This is a genomic window from Psychrobacter sp. JB193, assembly GCF_002285555.1.
Lineage (GTDB): Bacteria > Pseudomonadota > Gammaproteobacteria > Pseudomonadales > Moraxellaceae > Psychrobacter > Psychrobacter alimentarius.
Genome location: NZ_NRGY01000002.1, coordinates 821,656 through 841,900 on the forward strand (window position 1 = coordinate 821,656; position 20,245 = coordinate 841,900).

The 20,245-nt window shown below is 43.5% G+C and carries 17 protein-coding genes and 1 pseudogene; 13 read left to right on the forward strand and 5 right to left on the reverse strand.

What is annotated here, in order from left to right; genetic code table 11:
• Nucleotides 1-72 precede the first annotated feature (72 nt).
• The 6 genes from CIK80_RS11545 to CIK80_RS11570 all read left to right on the forward strand — a co-directional run bounded on the left by CIK80_RS11545 (nucleotide 73) and on the right by CIK80_RS11570 (nucleotide 5,673).
• The gene (locus tag CIK80_RS11545) at nucleotides 73-1,014 is read left to right on the forward strand and encodes a DMT family transporter (protein ID WP_095570118.1); all 942 of its coding nucleotides are present in this window, start codon (nucleotides 73-75) and stop codon (nucleotides 1,012-1,014) included.
• A gap of 181 nt (nucleotides 1,015-1,195) precedes the next feature.
• Nucleotides 1,196-2,956 (forward strand): potassium transporter TrkG, encoded by a 1,761-nt coding sequence (locus CIK80_RS11550; RefSeq protein ID WP_095570119.1) that lies wholly within the window; start codon nucleotides 1,196-1,198, stop codon nucleotides 2,954-2,956.
• A 72-nt stretch (nucleotides 2,957-3,028) separates the two neighbouring features.
• Nucleotides 3,029-3,730 carry a TrkA family potassium uptake protein gene (locus CIK80_RS11555; protein WP_095570120.1) on the forward strand — a complete coding sequence of 234 codons (702 nt, stop codon included), beginning with the start codon at nucleotides 3,029-3,031 and terminating at the stop codon, nucleotides 3,728-3,730.
• Between the two features lie 43 nt (nucleotides 3,731-3,773).
• Complete coding sequence (locus tag CIK80_RS11560; RefSeq protein ID WP_095570121.1) at nucleotides 3,774-4,316, forward strand: DUF3124 domain-containing protein; 543 nt, start codon at nucleotides 3,774-3,776, stop codon at nucleotides 4,314-4,316.
• 47 nt (nucleotides 4,317-4,363) lie between these two features.
• On the forward strand, nucleotides 4,364-4,777 hold the full coding sequence (locus tag CIK80_RS11565) for a PaaI family thioesterase (RefSeq protein WP_095570122.1): 414 nt from the start codon (nucleotides 4,364-4,366) through the stop codon (nucleotides 4,775-4,777).
• Between the two features lie 77 nt (nucleotides 4,778-4,854).
• Nucleotides 4,855-5,673, forward strand: a complete 819-nt coding sequence (locus CIK80_RS11570; RefSeq protein WP_095570123.1) for a hypothetical protein — start codon at nucleotides 4,855-4,857, stop codon at nucleotides 5,671-5,673.
• Between the two features lie 52 nt (nucleotides 5,674-5,725).
• Here the strand turns inward: CIK80_RS11570 and CIK80_RS11575 are convergent, their stop codons facing one another.
• The 4 genes from CIK80_RS11575 to CIK80_RS11590 all read right to left on the reverse strand — a co-directional run bounded on the left by CIK80_RS11575 (nucleotide 5,726) and on the right by CIK80_RS11590 (nucleotide 11,134).
• Nucleotides 5,726-6,745 (reverse strand): glycosyltransferase family 2 protein, encoded by a 1,020-nt coding sequence (locus CIK80_RS11575; RefSeq protein WP_095570124.1) that lies wholly within the window; start codon nucleotides 6,743-6,745, stop codon nucleotides 5,726-5,728.
• A gap of 89 nt (nucleotides 6,746-6,834) precedes the next feature.
• Complete coding sequence (locus CIK80_RS11580) at nucleotides 6,835-8,043, reverse strand: hypothetical protein (protein ID WP_095570125.1); 1,209 nt, start codon at nucleotides 8,041-8,043, stop codon at nucleotides 6,835-6,837.
• Nucleotides 8,043-9,443: a glycosyltransferase gene (locus tag CIK80_RS11585; RefSeq protein ID WP_095570126.1), complete on the reverse strand. Its 1,401-nt coding sequence runs from the start codon at nucleotides 9,441-9,443 to the stop codon at nucleotides 8,043-8,045. The genes CIK80_RS11580 and CIK80_RS11585 overlap by 1 nt, the downstream gene beginning before the upstream one ends.
• Nucleotides 9,444-9,550: 107 nt before the next feature.
• Complete coding sequence (locus tag CIK80_RS11590) at nucleotides 9,551-11,134, reverse strand: glycosyltransferase family 2 protein (protein ID WP_095570127.1); 1,584 nt, start codon at nucleotides 11,132-11,134, stop codon at nucleotides 9,551-9,553.
• 655 nt (nucleotides 11,135-11,789) lie between these two features.
• On the opposite strand from CIK80_RS11590, the gene CIK80_RS11595 reads away from it, so the two are divergent.
• Both CIK80_RS11595 and CIK80_RS11600 read left to right on the forward strand, forming a co-directional pair.
• Complete coding sequence (locus tag CIK80_RS11595; protein ID WP_095570128.1) at nucleotides 11,790-14,147, forward strand: ATP-binding protein; 2,358 nt, start codon at nucleotides 11,790-11,792, stop codon at nucleotides 14,145-14,147.
• Between the two features lie 47 nt (nucleotides 14,148-14,194).
• A complete protein-coding gene (locus CIK80_RS11600) occupies nucleotides 14,195-15,136 on the forward strand; it encodes a response regulator (RefSeq protein ID WP_095570129.1) in 942 nt (313 codons plus the stop codon).
• Nucleotides 15,137-15,472: 336 nt separating this feature from the next.
• Here the strand turns inward: CIK80_RS11600 and CIK80_RS11605 are convergent, their stop codons facing one another.
• Entirely contained in the window at nucleotides 15,473-15,826 is a 354-nt protein-coding gene (locus tag CIK80_RS11605; protein WP_095570130.1) for a hypothetical protein, read from the reverse strand.
• Nucleotides 15,827-16,159: 333 nt separating this feature from the next.
• Here CIK80_RS11605 and CIK80_RS11610 point away from each other — a divergent pair, with 333 nt between their 5' ends.
• From CIK80_RS11610 to CIK80_RS11625, 5 genes and pseudogenes are all read left to right on the forward strand, one after another.
• Nucleotides 16,160-17,023 (forward strand): LysR substrate-binding domain-containing protein, encoded by an 864-nt coding sequence (locus CIK80_RS11610; RefSeq protein WP_179288377.1) that lies wholly within the window; start codon nucleotides 16,160-16,162, stop codon nucleotides 17,021-17,023.
• A gap of 268 nt (nucleotides 17,024-17,291) precedes the next feature.
• Complete coding sequence (locus CIK80_RS11615) at nucleotides 17,292-18,716, forward strand: aspartate ammonia-lyase (protein ID WP_218830328.1); 1,425 nt, start codon at nucleotides 17,292-17,294, stop codon at nucleotides 18,714-18,716.
• 154 nt (nucleotides 18,717-18,870) lie between these two features.
• A pseudogene (locus tag CIK80_RS15515) lies at nucleotides 18,871-18,993 on the forward strand (hypothetical protein); the annotation flags it as partial.
• On the forward strand, nucleotides 18,982-19,272 hold the full coding sequence (locus CIK80_RS11620; protein ID WP_257011778.1) for a (2Fe-2S)-binding protein: 291 nt from the start codon (nucleotides 18,982-18,984) through the stop codon (nucleotides 19,270-19,272). The pseudogene CIK80_RS15515 and the gene CIK80_RS11620, both read left to right, overlap by 12 nt.
• 161 nt (nucleotides 19,273-19,433) lie before the next feature.
• Nucleotides 19,434-20,195 (forward strand): class I SAM-dependent methyltransferase, encoded by a 762-nt coding sequence (locus CIK80_RS11625; RefSeq protein ID WP_095570133.1) that lies wholly within the window; start codon nucleotides 19,434-19,436, stop codon nucleotides 20,193-20,195.
• Nucleotides 20,196-20,245 lie beyond the last annotated feature (50 nt).

Below are 20,245 nucleotides of genomic sequence, written 5' to 3' on the forward strand. Positions count from 1 at the left end.
TGCGACCAAGTAAGTAACATCGCCATGCCATCTAAAAGGTCATCTAAACGCTCACACCTGATAGGATAATTGATGAGTGATGTGTCAAAACAGCAGACAAGTCACAATAAGCACGCATGGCTTATCCCTTTTACGTGCTTGTTGGTTGGGGGCGCGCTAATAGGTATCTCTACCAATTTGGCAAAATATGCAAATGAGATAGGGGTCACGCCGCTGGCTTTTTTATTTTGGTCAATCACAGGCGCAGCCATTATTTTATTGGCAGTGGCGGTTATCAAAAAAGAATTACCTCCTCTAACGGCGCGTAGCTTCGAGTATTATTTTGTCGCCGCTCTGGTCAGTGTTGCCGGTTCTAATTTATTGCTATTTTCTGCTATTCCGCATGTTGGTGCCAGTTTCGTTGCGTTAATTGTCTCGCTGCCTCCGTTGCTCACTTATCTGGGTGCACTAATGCTGCGTATGGAACGCTTTAATATTATCCGTTCGTTGGGTGTGGCAGCAGCACTGACTGGGGCAGGAGTACTGGCTGTGCGTAAGTTTTCAGCGCCAGATGCCAGTATCGTTTGGATTTTGCTGGCACTTTGTGGGCCTGTTCTTTTGGCAATTGGTAATATATACCGCACGTTACGCTGGCCTGACCAAGCATCGCCGAATGCCTTAGCTCCTGGTATGTTAATAGCGGCAGCGTTGCTGCTATTTATGTGTAGCGCATTGCCTAATTTTTCAGTCCACGTGTCGTTGACAGGATGGCTGCCTTTAGGAGTGATAGTGGTACAAGCAGGTTTGTTTGCCGGTCAGTTTTTACTGCTATTTGTCCTACAAAAGACAGGTGGCCCCGTTTTATTGAGCTTATTGGGTTCGGTTGGTGCAGTGGTTGGTGTTCCTGTGGCTATTTTTTTGCAAGGAGAAAATCCGCCGGCAGGTTTGTTTTTGGGTGCGTCATTGATCGCGCTTGGTGTGGCTTTGGTGACATGGGGCGGGGTAAAGATGTCGGCCAAAATTGTTAAAAAATAACGTATTAGCTGATAGCGCAAGTGCATATTTTACAGTGTGATGAGGGTTTTTATCTTGCTCTATTATTTCACATTAAGTATGAATGTTTAATAATTGGTTACGATTATCTATAATCATTTTTTGTGCATAGTAAAAAAAAGGAGTATAAATACCGTGGTTATTTCCATCATGGATTAAGGCTATGAATGCAGCCACGCGTTATCGATTGTTAAACAATTTTATGATTTTCATTAGTATTATTGGTGTCGCAGTTGCTTTATTAGATAGCGGTTTTACCTTACCCACGTGGCTACAACAAGTTTTTCATATCTTTTATTTGGCCATTATCTTTCTAGGTTTTACGCTAACCGCAGGGCGCTATCTCTATACCAAAAAACCGCTGACCTTGAGCAAGGTAGCGGTTTTTGATTTTTTTACCAGTATTGCCATTATTATCCTGTTAGGTGCGCACTTTACGGACTTGGTACGCTTAGGACTGTCCGGCCCTGTTGATGGGTTTGTTGCCATAAAAATTGCAGTATTTGTCACTTTTATTCGTGAAATGTCTGACCACGATTTTAATCTCAAACGTACTTTTTTAAACCCTGCCCAGTTTTTTATCTTAAGTTTTTTGTCTGTCGTATTGATTGGCGCATTATTACTGATGATGCCCAATGCCACGACGCAGCCATTGTCTTTTATTGATGCGCTATTTACGGCAACGAGCGCTGTCTGCGTGACGGGTCTGATTGTGGTGGACACCGCAACCTATTTTACGACTTTTGGGCAAGTCATTATCATGGGACTGATACAAATCGGTGGCCTCGGTATTTTGACGTTTGTGACGTACTTTAGTTACTTCTTTAAAGGCGGCGTCAGTTATGAGACGCAGGCCAGCATTAGTGAGATGTCGCACATGAGCGGTATGAGTGATGTGGTCTCGACACTCAAATCTATCTTATATGTTACCTTTGTCGTTGAGGCAGTAGCGGCAGCACTGATTTATGTCAGTATCTACAATATCGAAAGTATGGACTGGTCAGAGCAGGTGTTTTTTTCTGTTTTTCATGCCGTTTCGGCTTTTTGTAATGCGGGGTTCTCTACATTTAGTGCTGGACTGTACGATGATTCGCTACGCTTCAATTACTCCTTACAACTGATCATTGTGACGACTTTTATCTTCGGTGGTATGGGTTTTACGATCGTGGTCAACGTACTGCGTTATTTGCGTTATCGTGCCCAGCGACTGCTATATCGTAATGACCAGCGCTGTGCCTATCAGCCTTGGTTGCTTAATATCAATAGCCGTATTACCTTGATTATGACAGGTGCGTTATTATTGATCGGGGTTATTGGGGTGATGATTTTTGAGTACAACAGTGTACTTGCTGAGCATACCAGCTTTTTTGGTAAGCTCGTCACAGCGTTTTTCACTGGCGCGACGCCACGAACTGCTGGATTTAATAGCGTTGATATGGGGACGCTTGCGTTTCCAACGATTATGCTGACAATATTTTTGATGTGGATTGGTGCATCGCCCAACTCAACGGGTGGTGGTATCAAGACCAGTACCTTTGCCATTGCGCTATTGAATACTTTAAGTCTGGCGCGTGGACAGAACAAGGTAGAAGTATTCAAACGACAAATCGCTGAGATATCTATTCGTCGCGCGTTTTCTATAATGTGGTTGTCATTACTTGTCATCGGTACAGGCGTGACGCTTATCAGTTACGATCAACCAGAACTTGATTTGATAAAAGTGGTCTTTGAGTGTTTTTCAGCGTATAGCACAGTTGGTCTTAGTTTGAACTTGACAACGGAGCTATCAGATTTTAGTAAAATCGTGGTTTCTGTCATTATGTTTGTTGGACGCGTGAGTATGCTGACCATCTTTATCGCGCTACTCAAAAACAGACGTCCGCGTCATTATCATTATCCGACAGAAGAGATTACGATCAACTAACGGGCAGTAAATAGGCTGTCAGTTAGGGGTCAGTGTGATGGTTTCAAAAATAACAAAACAAGGCTTAAGGTCATGAAATATATCATTGTAGGATTAGGCAATTTTGGCTCATCGTTAGGAATAGCACTGACCCGTCAAGGTCATGAAGTGATCGCCATCGATAGTAGTATGCAAAAGGTTGAGGCCTATAAAGAAGTCATTTCTCATACCATTTGTATGGATGCAACAGATGAGTATACCGTGAAAGGTTTACCCATTAGCGATACCGATATTGTTATCGTGGCCATTGGCGAAGACCAAGGCGAGAATGTGATGGTGACGGCTTTATTTAAAACCTTAAAAGCCAAGCGTTTGATCAGTCGAAGTATCAATCCATTACACGAAAAAGTTCTGCAAGCCATCGGGGTGGATGATCTTATCCATCCCGAAAAAGAAGCGGCCAAGCGCTGGGCAAAAAGGCTGTCGCTGCGTTATTTTGTAGACTCGTTTGAGCTGAGTGATCACTTTAGCCTGGTAGAAATTAGCATTCCAAGAACGCTGATTGGTCAAAGTGTGGGTAAGCTAGAATTCGAGCAAAAGTTTAATATTCGATTGCTTAGTACCCTGCGCTATGAGTATTATGAAGACAGCTTTGGTCGTACGCAAAGCAAACCAAGCATTCGAGGATTGGCGATGCCTGAGCAAATATTGCAAGATAAGGACGTACTGGTCATCTACGGCGCAAACAATGACATCAACCAGTTTTTGCGTAGCGTTGGTGTCAAAATAAAATAGACGATTGCGATGACAGTGATGCAAAAAGCAAAAGGGAAAACTTATGAATAAGTACAATATGTCCATCTTATTGATCGCGACCACGGCACTATTATCAGGCTGTGGTCAGTCTGCGCAAGATCCCAATGTTGTCTTATCAGAGAGCCATGAAGATCCGATTGAAGCATTGGAGATGATATCGGATGTGGATCACAGTCGGCTTAGCTACAAGCAAACCTTTTATGTGCCGATTTATTCAGACATTTATACCGACAGAGACAATCGCAAAGTCTTATTGTCAGCGACGCTAAGCGTCCGTAATACCACCCTAGATAAGTCTCTCTACGTCAATAAAATTGACTATTATGATACGGGTGGTACTTTAATTAAATCTTATTTGACCAAGCCCATAAAGCTTCCTGCGATGGCAACGCTGAATTACATTGTTGAAAAAGAAGAAGACAAAGGCGGTTCAGGTGCCAATTTTATCATCGAAGTTGAAGGCATTGATGAGACAGTCAAACCCGTCATTGAAGCGGTTATGATTGGTAATTTTAGTAATAAAGGCTTTGCGTTTAGTACAGAGGGTACGCCTGTTGTACATTGATGAATCAGGATAGCAGTCTCTAATAAAAAAATCGCTAAGGGAAGAGCATGTCTGCAACCAAAGAAGAAATCACGGCCTTTATGGCAGTAGAGTTCCCGCAAACCAAATGCGTCGTTGAATCAGTGGATGAGATGGGGGCAACCTTATCGCATGACATCGGCATCAACGAGCTGCGCCCTGGCGGTACGGTATCGGGACCTGTGCTCATGAGCATTGCCGATGTGGCTATCTATGTGGCGATACTTGGTAAGATTGGCATTGTACCATTGACAGTGACAACAAGCCTCACCATCAATTTTTTGCGTAAACCCTCAGCAGAGGCGCGTATCATTGCAGAGTGTACGTTAATGAAAGTCGGACGCACGCTCATAGTGGGGGAGGTGTCACTTTATTCAGAAGGGACAAGCGACGTGGTGGCTCATGTTGTGGGTACGTATTCTGTACCGCCTAAGCTCGCTTAACGGCTCTTAGAGAAAATCCAATGCCACACGATGCTTGATGGGTATGTAACAGAGTATTGATATCAAATAGGACAAAAATGGCGCACATAAAAACCTCGATACCTTCAAATGATCGTTCACTATCACAAGATAGCGAAGCCAATATAAATAATATCAGTACAGAACAGGCTGCTTTTACAAGTTTGCCCACCAATATTCAAACTGCCTTAGCGCAAAACAATCGCCTTGTATTTATCGCTAATAATCCATCGATTGGTACGGATCAACTTGAGGCATTATTGCAGCCTGATGATGTGTTGGTATTATTCAATCACTTTATACATGCAGAGTTTTTTGCCAACCATCCGCTCGCCAGTACACTACCCAAGCTATTGTTTTTTCGTCAAATTGGCGACAGTAAATTGCATTTTGGTTTGCCGCCGCGCAGCAATAATGTGTCGGTCATCAAGCGCATGGCAAAGTCAGCACCTTTAGGCATCTTGCTGAGCAATCAGTCTTATCAATTTCCCTCGCCAGATGACGATCCAAGTCCGCATGATGATCCCATCACTGATGAGCGTATACTGACTGTCCCGCCATCTGTGCAAGCGTTGCTACAAAACACGCAGCATCACGGTGTTTTATCAGAGCAGCATCCAGTCGTTGCTGATTATCCATGCTTTGCCGATATTCACTCATCGGCACCTTCGTCGGGGTTTCTACTGTATCGATTGTTGCTTGCGGCTCGAACGCATTTGCAGCACATTCAAAACACAGAGTTGCCACTGAGACTGTTGATGCTGGGGTTTAATGATAACGACAAGACGGCTCATTTTTGGCAAGGGCATAATTGGGAGTTTGAACGCCAAGAGATGAGCGCACCGCCGCCAGAAGTAGAAATCATTCGCCAATACTAGCTATATAAGATCGGTTATTCAGAACAAATCAGTCAAGGATAGGCATCTAACATCAAACGTATGCTGCATGAGGGCAATGAGCAGATTCTATTTCAGCATGACTGGGCTTACGTATCAGAGTAATTGGGGTTGACTGGTTGGCTTGCCAATTGATCAGTCCCATGTCTGCAAACGACAAAAGCCATCCATCCATCGGCCAGCATTGCCATTTATCATAGAAGCGATTGGCGTTAATGACAATACTGTCTAAATGATTGAGCGGCGGCCTATAGACACTATGCTGCTGGTGATAAACCACGTCAGCCGTGAGATAAAAATCAATATTTAGCTGGCGTGCGGTAAACGCCAAGTCTGTGTCTTCTGCGCCATAACCTGTATATTGGGTGTCAAATCCGCCAAGTTGCTCAAACTGCTGGCGAGTAATAGCAAAGCATAAGCTCCAAAATGCGCCATAATCGTCAGTTTTTCTCATTGCTGTTTTTTTAGTCGCAGTGTGATTCAGCACTAAAGGAATAGACTCATTATCATCAAAGTTATCACGATAAGGGTTATATACAGAGAGCCTATTCAAACAATTCATAGAGAGCGTACCGCATTGTAATTTGCTGCTTTCTTCTTCTGATAACGGCCGCGTTAGATAGCGCGGTTGCCCCATCAATAGCCCATTCGGTTGCGCTTGCAGTTTGGCACTTAACTGCTCAATAAACGTCGGCGCGACGATACAATCCACGTCTAAAAATATTAGCAAATCATGAGTAGCGCGAGCAGCTCCCAGATTGCGATTGTGACCAATATCAAATCTTGTTTTTGCAGAGATACTGTCAGTTGACGCATTGACGGTGGTGGGAATTTGTACAATGTTTAAAGCAAATTTAGCCAAGCATTTAGGGTCAGCGTCATCATTGACGATAATCACTTCATCAGGCTGTATGCTGCCATGCGTGAGGCTGGCTAGTAAGTTGTAAAGATGACGGTTTCGTCCATAACAAGTTGTGATAACAGTTACTGGTCTACGATTGAGACTCGTATGTGAATTGGTTGTAGGTGTATGTATGGCTGTTTTTATTGTCATCGCTCATTACCGTTATTTTATAATAGGGCTAAGATTCAAAGGATTAAAATTCAAAGGGTTAGTTATTAGAGTGGCAGACTAAAATGACGTTAAGCCTCAGGGCGCAACTCAAGCTGCGGCAACAGCCATTCGTTGAACCAAGATTTAGCGGTCGAGTAGGTTATAGTACTATCCATCAATGCCTGAGCCGCAAACGAGTCTTCAGTAGGGAAAAATGACGATCTATCATCATTCAAGTTATCTTGTGTTTGCGAAGCAGTGATTTTGGTAGGATAAGCGGAGGTAGATTCAGCACTCATCGAGTATACGAATTGCTCCCAGCTCAATGCACGCCCTTGGTCTATCAACGCCTGCGCCATGGTTGCTTGCTCTTGGTGCGGACGCTCATCAGGCAAGACCACAAGCGGCGTTGTACAATAATAGGCTTGCGCCACGGCATTGAGTCCACAGGCCATCAGCAAATAATCACTGTAATACATAAATGGTGTCACATCATTCACGTGAATAGCCACATCAACGTAAGCTCTCAAGTCATTATCTATCGGTCCAAGCGATATGATAAAAGCGTCAGGTAATAAACGGCGCAGCTCAGGCAGTTTTGCGTCAATGGCTTCATGTCCGCCGTAGCCTTTAATGACAGTGATGATGGGTTTGGTTGCAAATGAAGAGATAACGTTTGGATGGTCGGCAGTCAGTGTCGTCAGCGTTTTGATAAAGTCCTGATGGCTTGATATGTCGTTTTTGGTGAGATTGATAAAATCAAGGTACACCGTTTTTTGACGTACCCAACTGGGCGTCATTGCCGCTTCGATCGCTTGAGGATAAGGGGCTAGTAACGCAAGCGCGCCAGCAAAAGCCTCAAGGTGAGGTGTATCGTCCCGAAGGCCCGGTAGCCTCACGTAGAGATAGGGAATACTTACCGTTCGGCATAGCATGGCCACTTCAACGCTAACATCAATAATCATCAAGTCAATGTCGCGCTGCACAATCGTATTTAGTATTTGATGGCTACGCTTTTGAATATCAGCATTACCAATAGGAGAGTAATGTAGACTTGCTGGTTGCCAATACTTGCCTGCGCGTCCTTTTAAGACGTCATCTGTACGCTCATCCTCTGGATAAAGGCGGACAATCTGCTGCTCATCAATAGCGCTAAAAGCATACGCTTCTGGAGCCAAGCTGGTAAATACAGTTAATTGCTGCCTTTTTTGAATCGGTAGTAGAGCGGCAAGCTTGTCTATTTGTCGGCAGTGACCTGACCCATGATGATGTGCATAATAGCCAATACGCAGCATCATTATTCTCCATAGGCCATAGTAGTGAGGTCATTAGTTGAAGCAGTCAATTGCTGTCTTTCATCCCTTAAATGGTTAAAGGTATTTAGCGTCTGCCTAACATTGTCATTTTGAGCATTGCTTTGAATACTCTCTTGAGCATCGGCGTGAGTGCTGGCTTGAACGCTTTTTTGTCCATTAGACTCAAATATCTGCTGCTTGTTACTTACCGCTGTTTGATATAACGCAAGGTAGCCTTCCACCATCGCTGATACGGAACAAAACGCCACAGCGCGATTGCGACAAGCTTGACGTGATATGTGTTTAATTTCAGAAAAGCCTCTTATAAAAGCGGCTTTATCCTCTTTTGGCACGATGATACCTGTATCTGGTGTGACGATTTCTGCACTGGCACCTACGTTAAAGCCAATGACAGGCGTACCGCAAGCCAGACTCTCTGCCAGTATTAATCCATAAGGTTCATCCCAAGTGCTTGTAAATAGCATGGCTGTCGCTTGGCACAAATACCGATTTACCTCATCTTTTGTGACATGACCCACATAGTCAAACAGTGGTGACTCATTGTGTTTGCAATCTTCTGCCAATAAGGGTGCCACGTACTCGTTGAAGTACTCTTCGTTACTTTTCGGCCCAGCAATGATAAGTTTTTTACCCGCTTCCATACAGTATTGCATTGCCAAATGCGTGCCTTTTTCGGGACAAATGCGTCCGTACCAAAAGTAAATTTCATGCTCGCTATAGGCATCGCTAGCAGTATCAACATCGATATTGGCTACAAAAGACGCCACATCGATTCCGTTATAAACCACCTGTGCGGGTACGAATTCAGAAAAGAGTCGCTGCTGATGTTGACTGATGGATGTAAATTGAGTCTTGGTGCCATGACGTAACGTCAGAAGCGCCAAGCGCAGCTGGGGAAATATAGGCGTGTGAAAAGTCGTAAAAAAGCGTTCGCCAAATGCTTGACCGGTCATCATGGGGATATGATGCAGACTGTGATTGTGCACAATATCAATCTCACCGCGGGCATCGCGATCGATCAAATCACGTAGTGCGCTTTGATAGACCAAATACTGATACAGCTCCTCGCGGCTCATTCCTAAGGATTCATGCTCATTATCATAGACCGTCGCATCGAATTCTTCTCGCGTTAAGAAGGGAATTAACATCGCCTGTGTTTGACTGTCTTTATGCGCATAAAGCGACACCTCATGACCTTGCGCTACCAGCTCATCACATAAGAGCTGGGTAATCATTTCAAGACCACCCGCATATGGCTGGGCGATTGGGTATAAGCAATGAGCGATGATGGCTATACGCAGTGGTCGGTTTAGCCGGGTAGTAGGACGAATCTTAGAAAGATTGGCAGTCGTTAAAAAATCGGATGACGTGTCAAAAGACATAAGAACCTCAAAGTAAAAATAGCAATGGATAGACGCTAAAAATGACTCAAAATAAGCACCAAACAATCAGTACCATGTTTAAAAAACCACCACAAAGAGTGATACGACTAGTAATTGATGGTTTTTTTGTCCTCAAAGACGGCTGTGATGTCAGCTGTTCTTATAGGTTTGACTTGCTTATGCAAAGTAGTAATAGCAGGTTTTGATTTGGTGCTGATACTGGGCGCCTTTCGTGCTGTCGCCACAAAATTATCCATTGCCACTTTTGCCGCTGCCAGCTTCAACAAACAGACAGTCATTGCACAGAAAAATAATACCGGTGAATAGAGCGGTGAAAAAGGCGCGACACATATCGCTGTTATGAGGTTTAGGGTCAGCAGCAGTTTTGGTAAAGCAGCAATATTCGCCAGTTGCACAGAACGACTGGTCTGAATAAATTCTTGCTTTGGGGTACATATAAAGGGCTTGGTACGTCCCCACAGCACGGGTAACCACGATAGTGCGCCAAGCTCCCAAAAGTTGAGATGCATCAGCCATGCCCGCAATTTTGTATGCGTGCTGGTCTGGTGGTTTTTATCAATTTGCTTGTTAAGCGGTGATTCATCATGACAGTACGCCCACAAACGCTTGCCCAAAAAGATCGCGTAACTGGCATACACCAAATATAAAGGCGTGAGCACAGACATATCCAAGTTATGGCTAAAAAGTGCTGTGCCAATTACTAACAAGGCGCATATTTGCAAAAAGATAAAAAACCCTGTGAAATTGATCCAAGCACTGAGCTGTGAGAGGTGAGCACGCGTATAAGCTAGGCGCTCACTCACACGTAATGGGCTGTCAGATTCTTTGGCTGACAAGAAAAACGGCTTCGCTGCATAATCTTGCAATACTTGCATGTTGCCATAGATCCAGCGTCGACGCTGAGACATCAAATCGTTCAACGTATTGGGCAATAAACCAGTGGCAATAACTTGTGGTATAAATTTACTGTGAAAGCCTTTTTGGTGCATGAGGACACCCATCTGCGCATCTTCGGTAATTGAAGCCCCCGACCAACCGCCCAAATTTAAAAGCGCTGAGCGGCGGATAACTGCATAAGTCCCTGTCGATAATGCACGATCTTGATTGAAAGGGCGATATAGATGATGATTGAAATAATGATTCAGTTCGCTCTGCGTATCCACTTGCCCACCATTGCGGTAAAACTGCGGGAACTGAAGTAGGGAGTGTTCAGGATGGCATTTGATCGCATCGGCAATGGATGATCTTGCCTGTGGTAACGCTTGATAGTCACTATCGACCACCACGAGATAGCTACAGTTTGGATTCATCAGTCCCAATGCCAAATTCAATGCACCTGCCTTAAAACCTGCGACAGCGTCGATATGATAAAAATGCACTTGCTGCGTGGGATCTAAGCTGGCACAAAACGCGGCCAATGGTCGATATAGTGAGGTTGCCGTATTATTATTATCGATAATAATGATTTCGTCTTGAGGTGCTTTAACAGCAAGTAGGGATTGAATGGTAGCAATAACCAGTGCTGGTGGTTCAGCGCGTGTCATGAGTTGAAAGCTTAAACTAGGCTCTTGGCTAGCTGGGGAATGCGTTTCTTGTAGCGATTGTTTTATAGAAGTGCTCGCTATATTTTTTAGTATTTTTTTACGAGGTACTCCATTGCTGACCAACATAATCTGTCCCTATATATCATCTAATATGTACTGCTTCATGAGCAATGATTACGAAATATAAATATGCAATTATCTGATTGATTATTATTAGCATATCCAATATGAAAAGTATCATAGCCTAGGGTTTGACAATACATTACTACTTAAGTGTTTAATAAACCTCAATAATGTAAGTCTGAGTAATTATTGTAAAATTAAAAAGATTTACATAATCATTACTATTGCTCAAAATTTTTGGAAAATGAGGAGGGGATTAATATCAATACATTAAATTTAAGACAAAATAATTAAGAAATAAGAATATTTGAAAAATGAATGGTGCTAATACATAGGTAAGTTGCAGTCCTACTTTTATTTGCATAATCATAGTCAGTTGTATATTTATTATGTGATGTGAATTTCAATCTTGTTGTCTTTTAAGTTGCGCTCACTTTTTCAACAAAAAGTATTTATTATTAATACTCCTAAAACCCTCAATCCACGCTAGGATTGCTGTCTTCTATCAATTTGTGTGTCTTTTGTCACTATATTGTCATAACCACATCGTATCCTTAAGCCCATTATAAATTGCTGCTTATTAACCTTTATCGCTCCTCCATTGCTGGATGCCGATCCTAGGAAGTACAGATGTAGCACATACAGATAGGGTGTTTTTATGAGGGGAGCTGGTCGGCTCGGTAGTATCACCACACGTATGCTGATTATCTTAGCATTGGCGTTTGCGCTCATTACTATGATGGTGTATTGGGTCATTGAAACCCAAGGAAAGCCACGCATATTGGCAATGACATCGGAAACTGTGGTTGAAACTGGTAATGAAGTGATCAACAGCATCATGACGAGTATCAATCACGTCGATGGCTTGGCAAAAGCGACCAGTGCCATAGCTGGCGGGTTGCCCAAACAGGACGCCTTGTATAAAGAGGCTTTTAATAACCTCATGAGCCAAACCGATCAGAGAATCGTGGGCGGCGGTGTGTGGTTTGATCCCAACACCTATACTGAGGGACGAGATCGCAAGTCATTTGTGTGGATGCGTGATCAATCTGGTGTGATGCAGCAGACAGAGCGCTACAATCAGGTGCTGCAAACGCCCAATGCATATTATCGAGACTGGTGGTACATCCCTGCGATGTACGCGCGTCATGATCATTGTGTGTGGAGCCGAGCGTACTTTGATCCGGTGAACAATCAGCCAATGATGACCTGTGCCAAAGCCTTGTATGATAGTCGCAATCAAGCCTTTGACGGGGTAGTGACGTTCAACCTGCTACTAGATAACCTCGATACAGCCATGAAAAAATGGCAAGAAAAGCTTGGTGGTTATGTATTTTTAGTAGATTTGGACAATCGGTTTTTAACATTTCCTGACCAATCTATCGTCACCCAAGTGACCGAAAACAACCCTCAAGGCGAGATGGTGACCGCGCATCAGTTGGCAGAAAAAACGCCTGGTTTTGCGCCCATTGCTGATAGTCTGGATAGTATCAATCAAACGCTTATTGATGAAGCCGTTGCCAAAGACGAGAACCGTTATACGTTAGCAGCACGTAGTATTTTGAGTACCACCAATGTGGGTAAAATCAGCGAGCAAGAGTCTAAGCTGCTCTCAGCGCTGCTTCTACTAAATATCGATCAGACCTTTAATTTGGTAGACAGTCATTTAGTGGACACCATCGATGTACCCAATGATTTTGTATTACAAGAGCCTGCCACCGCTTTCGTGTTTCGTATGCCATTCACTTATTGGAAAATGGTCATTGTCAAACCAAACAGCGACATGATGAGTGTTGCCAATGCGCTGTCCAATCAGCTGATACAGGCAATGCTATTGGGTTTTCTGCCTATTTTGCTTCTGACCGCATGGGTGTTCCGTCACTATTTTACGCGACCGTTAAAGCGTATGGCCTCGGCAGTAGCAGACATGGGCGCTTTGATTGAACGAAAACAATATCAAAAACTCAGCGCGCACAAACTGCCCAATTCCAATGTGAGTGAGATTCAAATCATCAGCGACCAGACCAATCAGCTGATTGATCGTGTGGTCGAAAACGAAGGCGCGCTTGCCGAAATCAATGTCCATCTCGAAAAGCAAGTCGCCGCTCGTACTCAAGATTTGCAGCAGGCGATGGATGAGTTAAAAGCCTCGCAAGTACAACTGGTACGCTCTGAAAAAATGGCCACGCTCGGACAAATGGTGGCAGGCGTGGCGCATGAGGTCAATACGCCGCTCGGTTATGTACGTAGTAACATGGAATTGGTTGGTGACAATCTGGTGCGCTTTGATGAACTGCTCAGCCATACCGATCAATTATTACAAGCGCTAAAAACACCTGATGCGAACCAAAAACAAGTAGCACAGCTTATGGATCAAACCTTGCAGTGCTGTGAAGAAATCAAAGCAGACGAGGTGAGTGAGGACTTGGCAGATCTCATCAAGGATGGATTATACGGTGTCGATCAGATTGCGGAGTTGGTACTTAGCTTGCGCGACTTTTCTCGAATCGATGAGTCCAAAGTAAAGGACGTCGATATCAATGACTGTATCAATACTTCGCTCGTCATGACACGCAACAACCTTAAGAGCATGGCGGTTACGACCGATTTGGCGCCGCTACCTTTGGTGCAATGCAATCCTTCTCAAATCAATCAGGTGTTGCTGAATTTATTCAACAATGCCGCTCAAGCCATCAAACCTGACCGTAAAGGTGAGTTGCACATTATCTCATCTGTCGATGAAGCACAGCAAAAAATAATGGTTCAAGTCGCCGACAATGGGCAAGGCATCAATGAAAGCACATTGGCGCGTATCTTTGAACCATTTTTCACCACCAAAAAAGCAGGTGATGGTACAGGCTTAGGACTTGCCATCAGCACTCAAATTATGGAGCAGCATGGCGGCAGTATCAACGCTCATTCGGCCGTGGGCGAGGGCACAACTTTTACCATTATGCTGCCGATACAGCCTAAATCTCGTGAAAATAAACCCTCACAAGCTTTGTTCGAAAGTTGAGATGTTTCTAACCATTTACTTAAAGAAAGTTACTTAAAGAGGGTGTCATGCAAAAACCAAAGATCGCTTTTATCGATGATGAGCCGCGCATTTTACGCAGTCTAAAAATGCACTTTCGTCAGTCACATGACGTGTTTATTACCACGGATGCCAACGAGCTGATGCAGTATGTCAGTGACCATGATGTACAAGTGGTCATCAGTGACCAACGTATGCCAGATAAGCAAGGCACAGAGGTATTGCGCGAGGTCAAAGAAGCCTCGCCAAATACCATTCGCATTTTATTGACGGGTTACGCCGATCTCAATGCAGTGATTGATTCAGTCAATGAAGGCGAGATTTATCGTTATATTACCAAGCCGTGGCAAAATGATGAACTCAAAAAAGTCGTCAATAAAGCCACAGAGATTGCTCAGCAAACGCAAGATATTATACAAACGCCTAGCCAAGCAGATGATATTCAGCACAGTGCAGCATACAGTAGCAATACCAAACGCAACATTTTGGTGTTAGACGATAACGAAGATACCTATCAACAAATGAAGCAGCATTTCAAGCATACCTATAGTGTCAGTTGGGCAAGCAACCTTGAGCAAGCAGCAAAGCTGTTACAGAAAAAGAGTTTTGGCGTTACGATAACCGATGCCACACTGAATGGTGAAAACATCACGCCCATCGTTTATGCATTAAAAAATATCCAGCCTGATCTGATGGTGCTGATGCTGACGGAATTTAAAGACGCACATATGGTGATTGACCTGATCAATAAAGGTCAGGTATATCGTTGTCTGCCGCGCCCGACCAATTTTACGATGATGAGTATCAGCCTTGATCGCGCCTTTGACCATCATGAAAGGTTGGTAAAACAGCCCATATTGGCTGCCCGACATCATGTTGAAGAGGTAACAGAGTCAGAGGCATTTAGCTTTTCTGACAGGCTTAAGGGGTTTTTTAACAAATTCAGAGGGTGGCGTATCAGTCGACAGTAATACGGTCGATTCTAAATAAAACAGAACCAGTTTGGTTGAGATAAAATAGCCACGTGCTACTGGTATGAATGTTCCTTGCGTGCTGCTAAACAGAGGCGGCGCAGCATGCATAATAGTAGCAGGGTATCGGTTTTAAAATAAATCAACTATAGTCAATCCAGTATAAAATACATACAGTGCTGCCAACGTCATATTTTCTTGCTTGCTGTGCCTTCGCAGACAGAGGCGACGAAAATATATCGTTGGCAGTCCAGCATCATTGTTGTACCTTTTTTATTTAGGATTAGCTATATAACAAACGGCGCAAAATAATCGCCCGTTCTTAAGCCATTTCTATCACCCCAATTTTTTCTCTAGCTCTATGATTTGTAGCTTATAACTTTTATAGTCATCTTTTTGGTTCGCTTCTTTTTTCTTCACCGCTTTTTGAGAGATAAGGCTGTATAGCGAGGTCAACCCTTTTTTAATGCTTTTGATTTCTTTTGAGGATAAGCTCATATTCTTATCAAAATCAGGAGATTTGATTTTTGCGCATAATTCAAAAAGCGTCAGGTTAAAGTTTTGATAGTGCTGCTGTATGAAGTCTTCTGTTGACTGGTTGCTATATTGAATGTTTTTTTGCATCAAGATAAGTAAAGCGCTATCAATCAAATTCTTTTCATAATCTGTCAAACACAGGTAACTGCTCATTATATCGACTCGCTGTTATTGCAATAGAAATCTTCATGGATATCAGTAAACTACGATGACCGTATATACTGTTTTTATCGTGGATTAAAAGTGTGTCACATCACTGGTAATCCAAAAGAATCCACGCATTCTATAGAACAAAAATGAACGTATAATGACAATCGATGAGGTAAAAGCACGCTACTGGTATCAACTTCCCTTGCGTACTGCCAACATCATACTTTCGCAGTCCCTGTCTGCGAAAGTACAGCGAACAAAAAAATATAACATTGGCAGCAGGGTATCATTGTTGTACCTTATCTGACCGTGATGATAATAAGTGTGGTGACATCAATGATAAGAGAGCTTAAAACCTTTGTAGCCGTTTGCGAATTGGACAGTTTTGCCGCGGCTGCTCGGCATATCAACCTGACCCAATCGGCGGTCAGTGCCCAGATTAAAACCTTAGAAGATAATTTGGGATTGTCATTATTTACCCGCTCTGCCAGAGCCATCACGCTCAATCCGCAAGGCACCCGTATTTTGCCTATCGCCAAAGAGATTTTGGCGCTTTATGCCACCATGCAGCTACCCTCAGATACTGACATTGCGAGCTACTATGGGCAGCTTAGGATTGGCGCTATCAACTCAGTGCAAGTGGGTATTTTACCCGAAGCGCTAAAGGCGATTACTCTGCTCGCCCCATTAATGCAGACAGAGATTGTCCCTGGACGTGCTATAGAGTTATTTGAGAAACTCGAAGTCGGGGAAATAGATGCAGCCATCACCATACAGCCCTCTTTTGCCTTGCCAAAAGACATCGTGACCCAATCTATTATGACGGAACCTTATGTGTTGATCAGTCCCAAAAAATGGCCCTTTCACAGTCTCAGACAGACGCTTGAGCAGCACCCTTTTATCCATTACAGCTTGCAATCCTCAGCAGGGGCAAAACTCAGCAAATTCTTCAAGCAGCAAGGCATCAAAGTCAATACCATCATGGAGATTAATGATCTGGATGCCATCGTTAGGATGGTGGAGTCGGGTTTGGGCGTGGCTTTGATACCTTATGCTGGACTCTGGATTAGAAGTACTGCGCCCGTACAAATCCATCACTTGGGAGATAACAGTTTGGTCCGAGAGGTCGTACTGGCTTATCGGTATGCTGATCGCCAGCAGCCACCAATCACTGCATTAAAGCAGGTGCTGGGACTGTAAGCTTCTCCAAAAGATGCATCTTACATATACCAATGCTCAGTAGAGCAACCGTATCTATAACATAATTTGCTAAGCACGAATATTTTTGGGGCTGAGAGCAGAATATTTACGTTTTTCTCGCGCTCTATTCTCGGTTACGATGACTCTGCTTTTTAGTAACGCCAAGACTTCTTAAGTACCTAAAGCTTCAAGTACATAAAGTTTTAAATACATAAGTATGGTGCGTTAACTGATTTAACTGACCTTATCTCCAAGAAGACCAAAAAATATGAAAAACATCGACAACCTGACTGATGACAACATCCTAACTCGTATTGAGAAAGATTTATTGGGCGAACAAGCTGTTCCTGCAGCGGCTTTGTATGGTATTCAAACACAGCGCGCGTATCAAAATTTTAGTATCACTGGCACGCCAATCAGTCATTTTCCGGATTTGATTAAAGCGCTGGCCATGGTAAAAGCAGCTGCTGCCAAGGCCAACTATCAGCATGGTTTGCTCACCGAAGAGAAGCTTGGTGCCATTACCGAAGCATGTACGGATCTGATCAATGGTGAGCATCATGATCAATTCATTGTCGATCTCATTCAAGGCGGTGCAGGTACGTCGACCAACATGAATGCCAATGAAGTTATTGCTAATATTGGCTTAAAAAAAATGGGCTTTGAGTATGGTCAATACCGTCATTTGCACCCCAATAACGATGTGAACCGCTCTCAATCGACCAATGACGTCTATCCTAGCGCGGCACGTTTAGCGATTGTGTTTGCGGCAAAACCACTGAAAGCAGCCATTCTTAACCTACAACAAAGCTTAGCGGCTAAAGGACAAGCATTTAGCGGCATTCTCAAGATGGGTCGAACGCAATTACAAGATGCGGTGCCGATGACGCTCGGTCAAGAATTCAACGCCTTTGCCAGTGACGTGGGCAGTGAAATAGCGCAAATCGAACAGGCTTGCTTGCAATTGTGCGAATTAAATTTAGGCGGCACCGCTATCGGTACAGGTATCAATGCGCCTAAAGGCTATGCCAGTTTGGCAATTGAGGAATTGGCTGGCATCAGCGGTTTGCCAGTGACACTTGCCGACGATCTGATAGCAGCCAGCGCTGATATGGGTGCTTTTATTACGTTTTCTGGTGCGCTCAAGCGTCTATCCATCAAATTATCTAAGCTAAGCAATGACTTGCGTCTATTATCGAGCGGGCCACGCACAGGGTTGGGCGAAATCAATCTACCAGCCATGCAGCCTGGCTCGTCTATTATGCCAGGTAAGGTCAATCCAGTAATTCCTGAAGCCATGAACCAAACGGCATTTCAGGTGATGGGTACGGACACGACGATTACTATGGCAGCAGAAGCAGGGCAACTGCAGCTGAACGCAATGGAGCCGCTGATTGTCTATAACCTACTGAACAACGCGCGTCTGTTAGAAAAGTCGATTCGCATGTTGGATGATCTGTGCATCAAAGGGATTACGGCCAATGAAGCCCGCTGCGCACAGCATGTCGAAAATAGCATCGGTATCGTGACGGCACTGGTGCCACATATTGGCTATGAAAACGCAAGTCGTATCGCAGGACATGCATTACTAAGTGGGTCAGGCGTGGCGGAGCTGGTCAAACAAGAAAAACTACTTAGTGATGAAGAGCTAGCAGCGATTTTATCACCGGACACGATGGTCAGTAGTATATAAAGATCATTGATATAAACATATTTTGCCATGAGAACTAGCATCGACTGAGGTTAGTTAGGCTTTCATAAAAAAGGGACATTGATTGGTCCCTTTTTTATTTGTGAGTTGTTTTGTTAGAGTCGCATATCAACAATAAAAAAATGATAGGGAAAAATGGAGAGAAATGGTGGTCAAAAACCTTTTTGCCAATCATTTGGCCTTACTATGGCAGGTCATGGTTGATTTGACAAAAATACATCCGCGCATTTTGTGGGAAAACACAGCAGTGCGGGTATATTCGCTATACGAGAAAAAAATCACTACCACATCTCCAATAATCCAAGAAAAAATCAAACAAGATTATGCGTATTTGATAAAGGAAGCTGCGCCTGAGATATTTGGCATCGATCATAATCCATTAAAGCGCTATGACGTTAAAAAAATAAAACTGACTGAGGATAGTGGCTTAATTCGGTTAAGAAAAAGTTGCTGCTTTTATTACAAAGCCACCGATCCTATGGAGTATTGTAGTAACTGTCCATTATTGGTCGTGAAGCCTAAGAAGAAAAAGAGGTAGAAGCTATGACCTAGTGTTTTATAGGTATAACACTATGGATATTAATAGTTTGATCTGCTTTGAGTAAGCTATAAATAGGCTTAGGATACACAAATAAGTGGTGTTTCTAAGCTATATCGCGAACTATGATATAAGTATAAAACCAAATAATGGATGGAAGCATGAAAGACTTAGCGTTTAAAGATCATTTCTCCAAAGGTTCTGAAGGGTATGCCACTTATCGCCCTTCATATCCTCTTGACCTAATAGATAAGCTTGCTGAACTATGTGCTGCTCAAAACCGTGTGCTCGACTGTGGGTGTGGTACAGGACAGCTTTCTGCATTGTTGGCCGAAAGGTTTGACGAAGTGATTGCCACTGATGCAAGCTCAGCCCAAATCGCCAAAGCCAAAAAGAAAGACAATGTGATCTATCGAACCGCGCTGGCTGAGCAAAGTGGGTTGGCAGATGAATCAGTAGATTTGATTACAGTTGCTCAGGCCGCGCATTGGCTAGACTTAGAGAAATTCTATAAAGAAGTGACGCGTATAGCTAGGCCTAATGGTGTTTTAGCTCTAATTACCTATGGTGTTTTGCATGTAGAAGGGGCAGTTGATACCCTTGTTCAGCAGTTTTATTATCAAACCATTGCACCGTATTGGCCAGCAGAACGACAGCATGTAGAAAATGGTTATCAAAGCCTGCCTTTTCCATTTGCAGAAATCAAAGTACCTACTGTCAATATGCAAGAGTTTTGGAATCTGGACGAACTTATTGGCTATTTTAATACGTGGTCAGCCGTCAAAGAAGCAAAACAGGTACTGGGCTTCAATCCAGTCGATCAGCTTAGAGTCGTTTTGTTGCCTGAATGGGGACATCCTGAAACCAAGAAAAAAGTCACTTGGCCATTATCCATCCGTGCTGGCAAAATAAAGAATCAATAAGTTTGGAGAAGGTAAAGTAGCGATAGATATTTTGTAGGCATCAAAAAGGC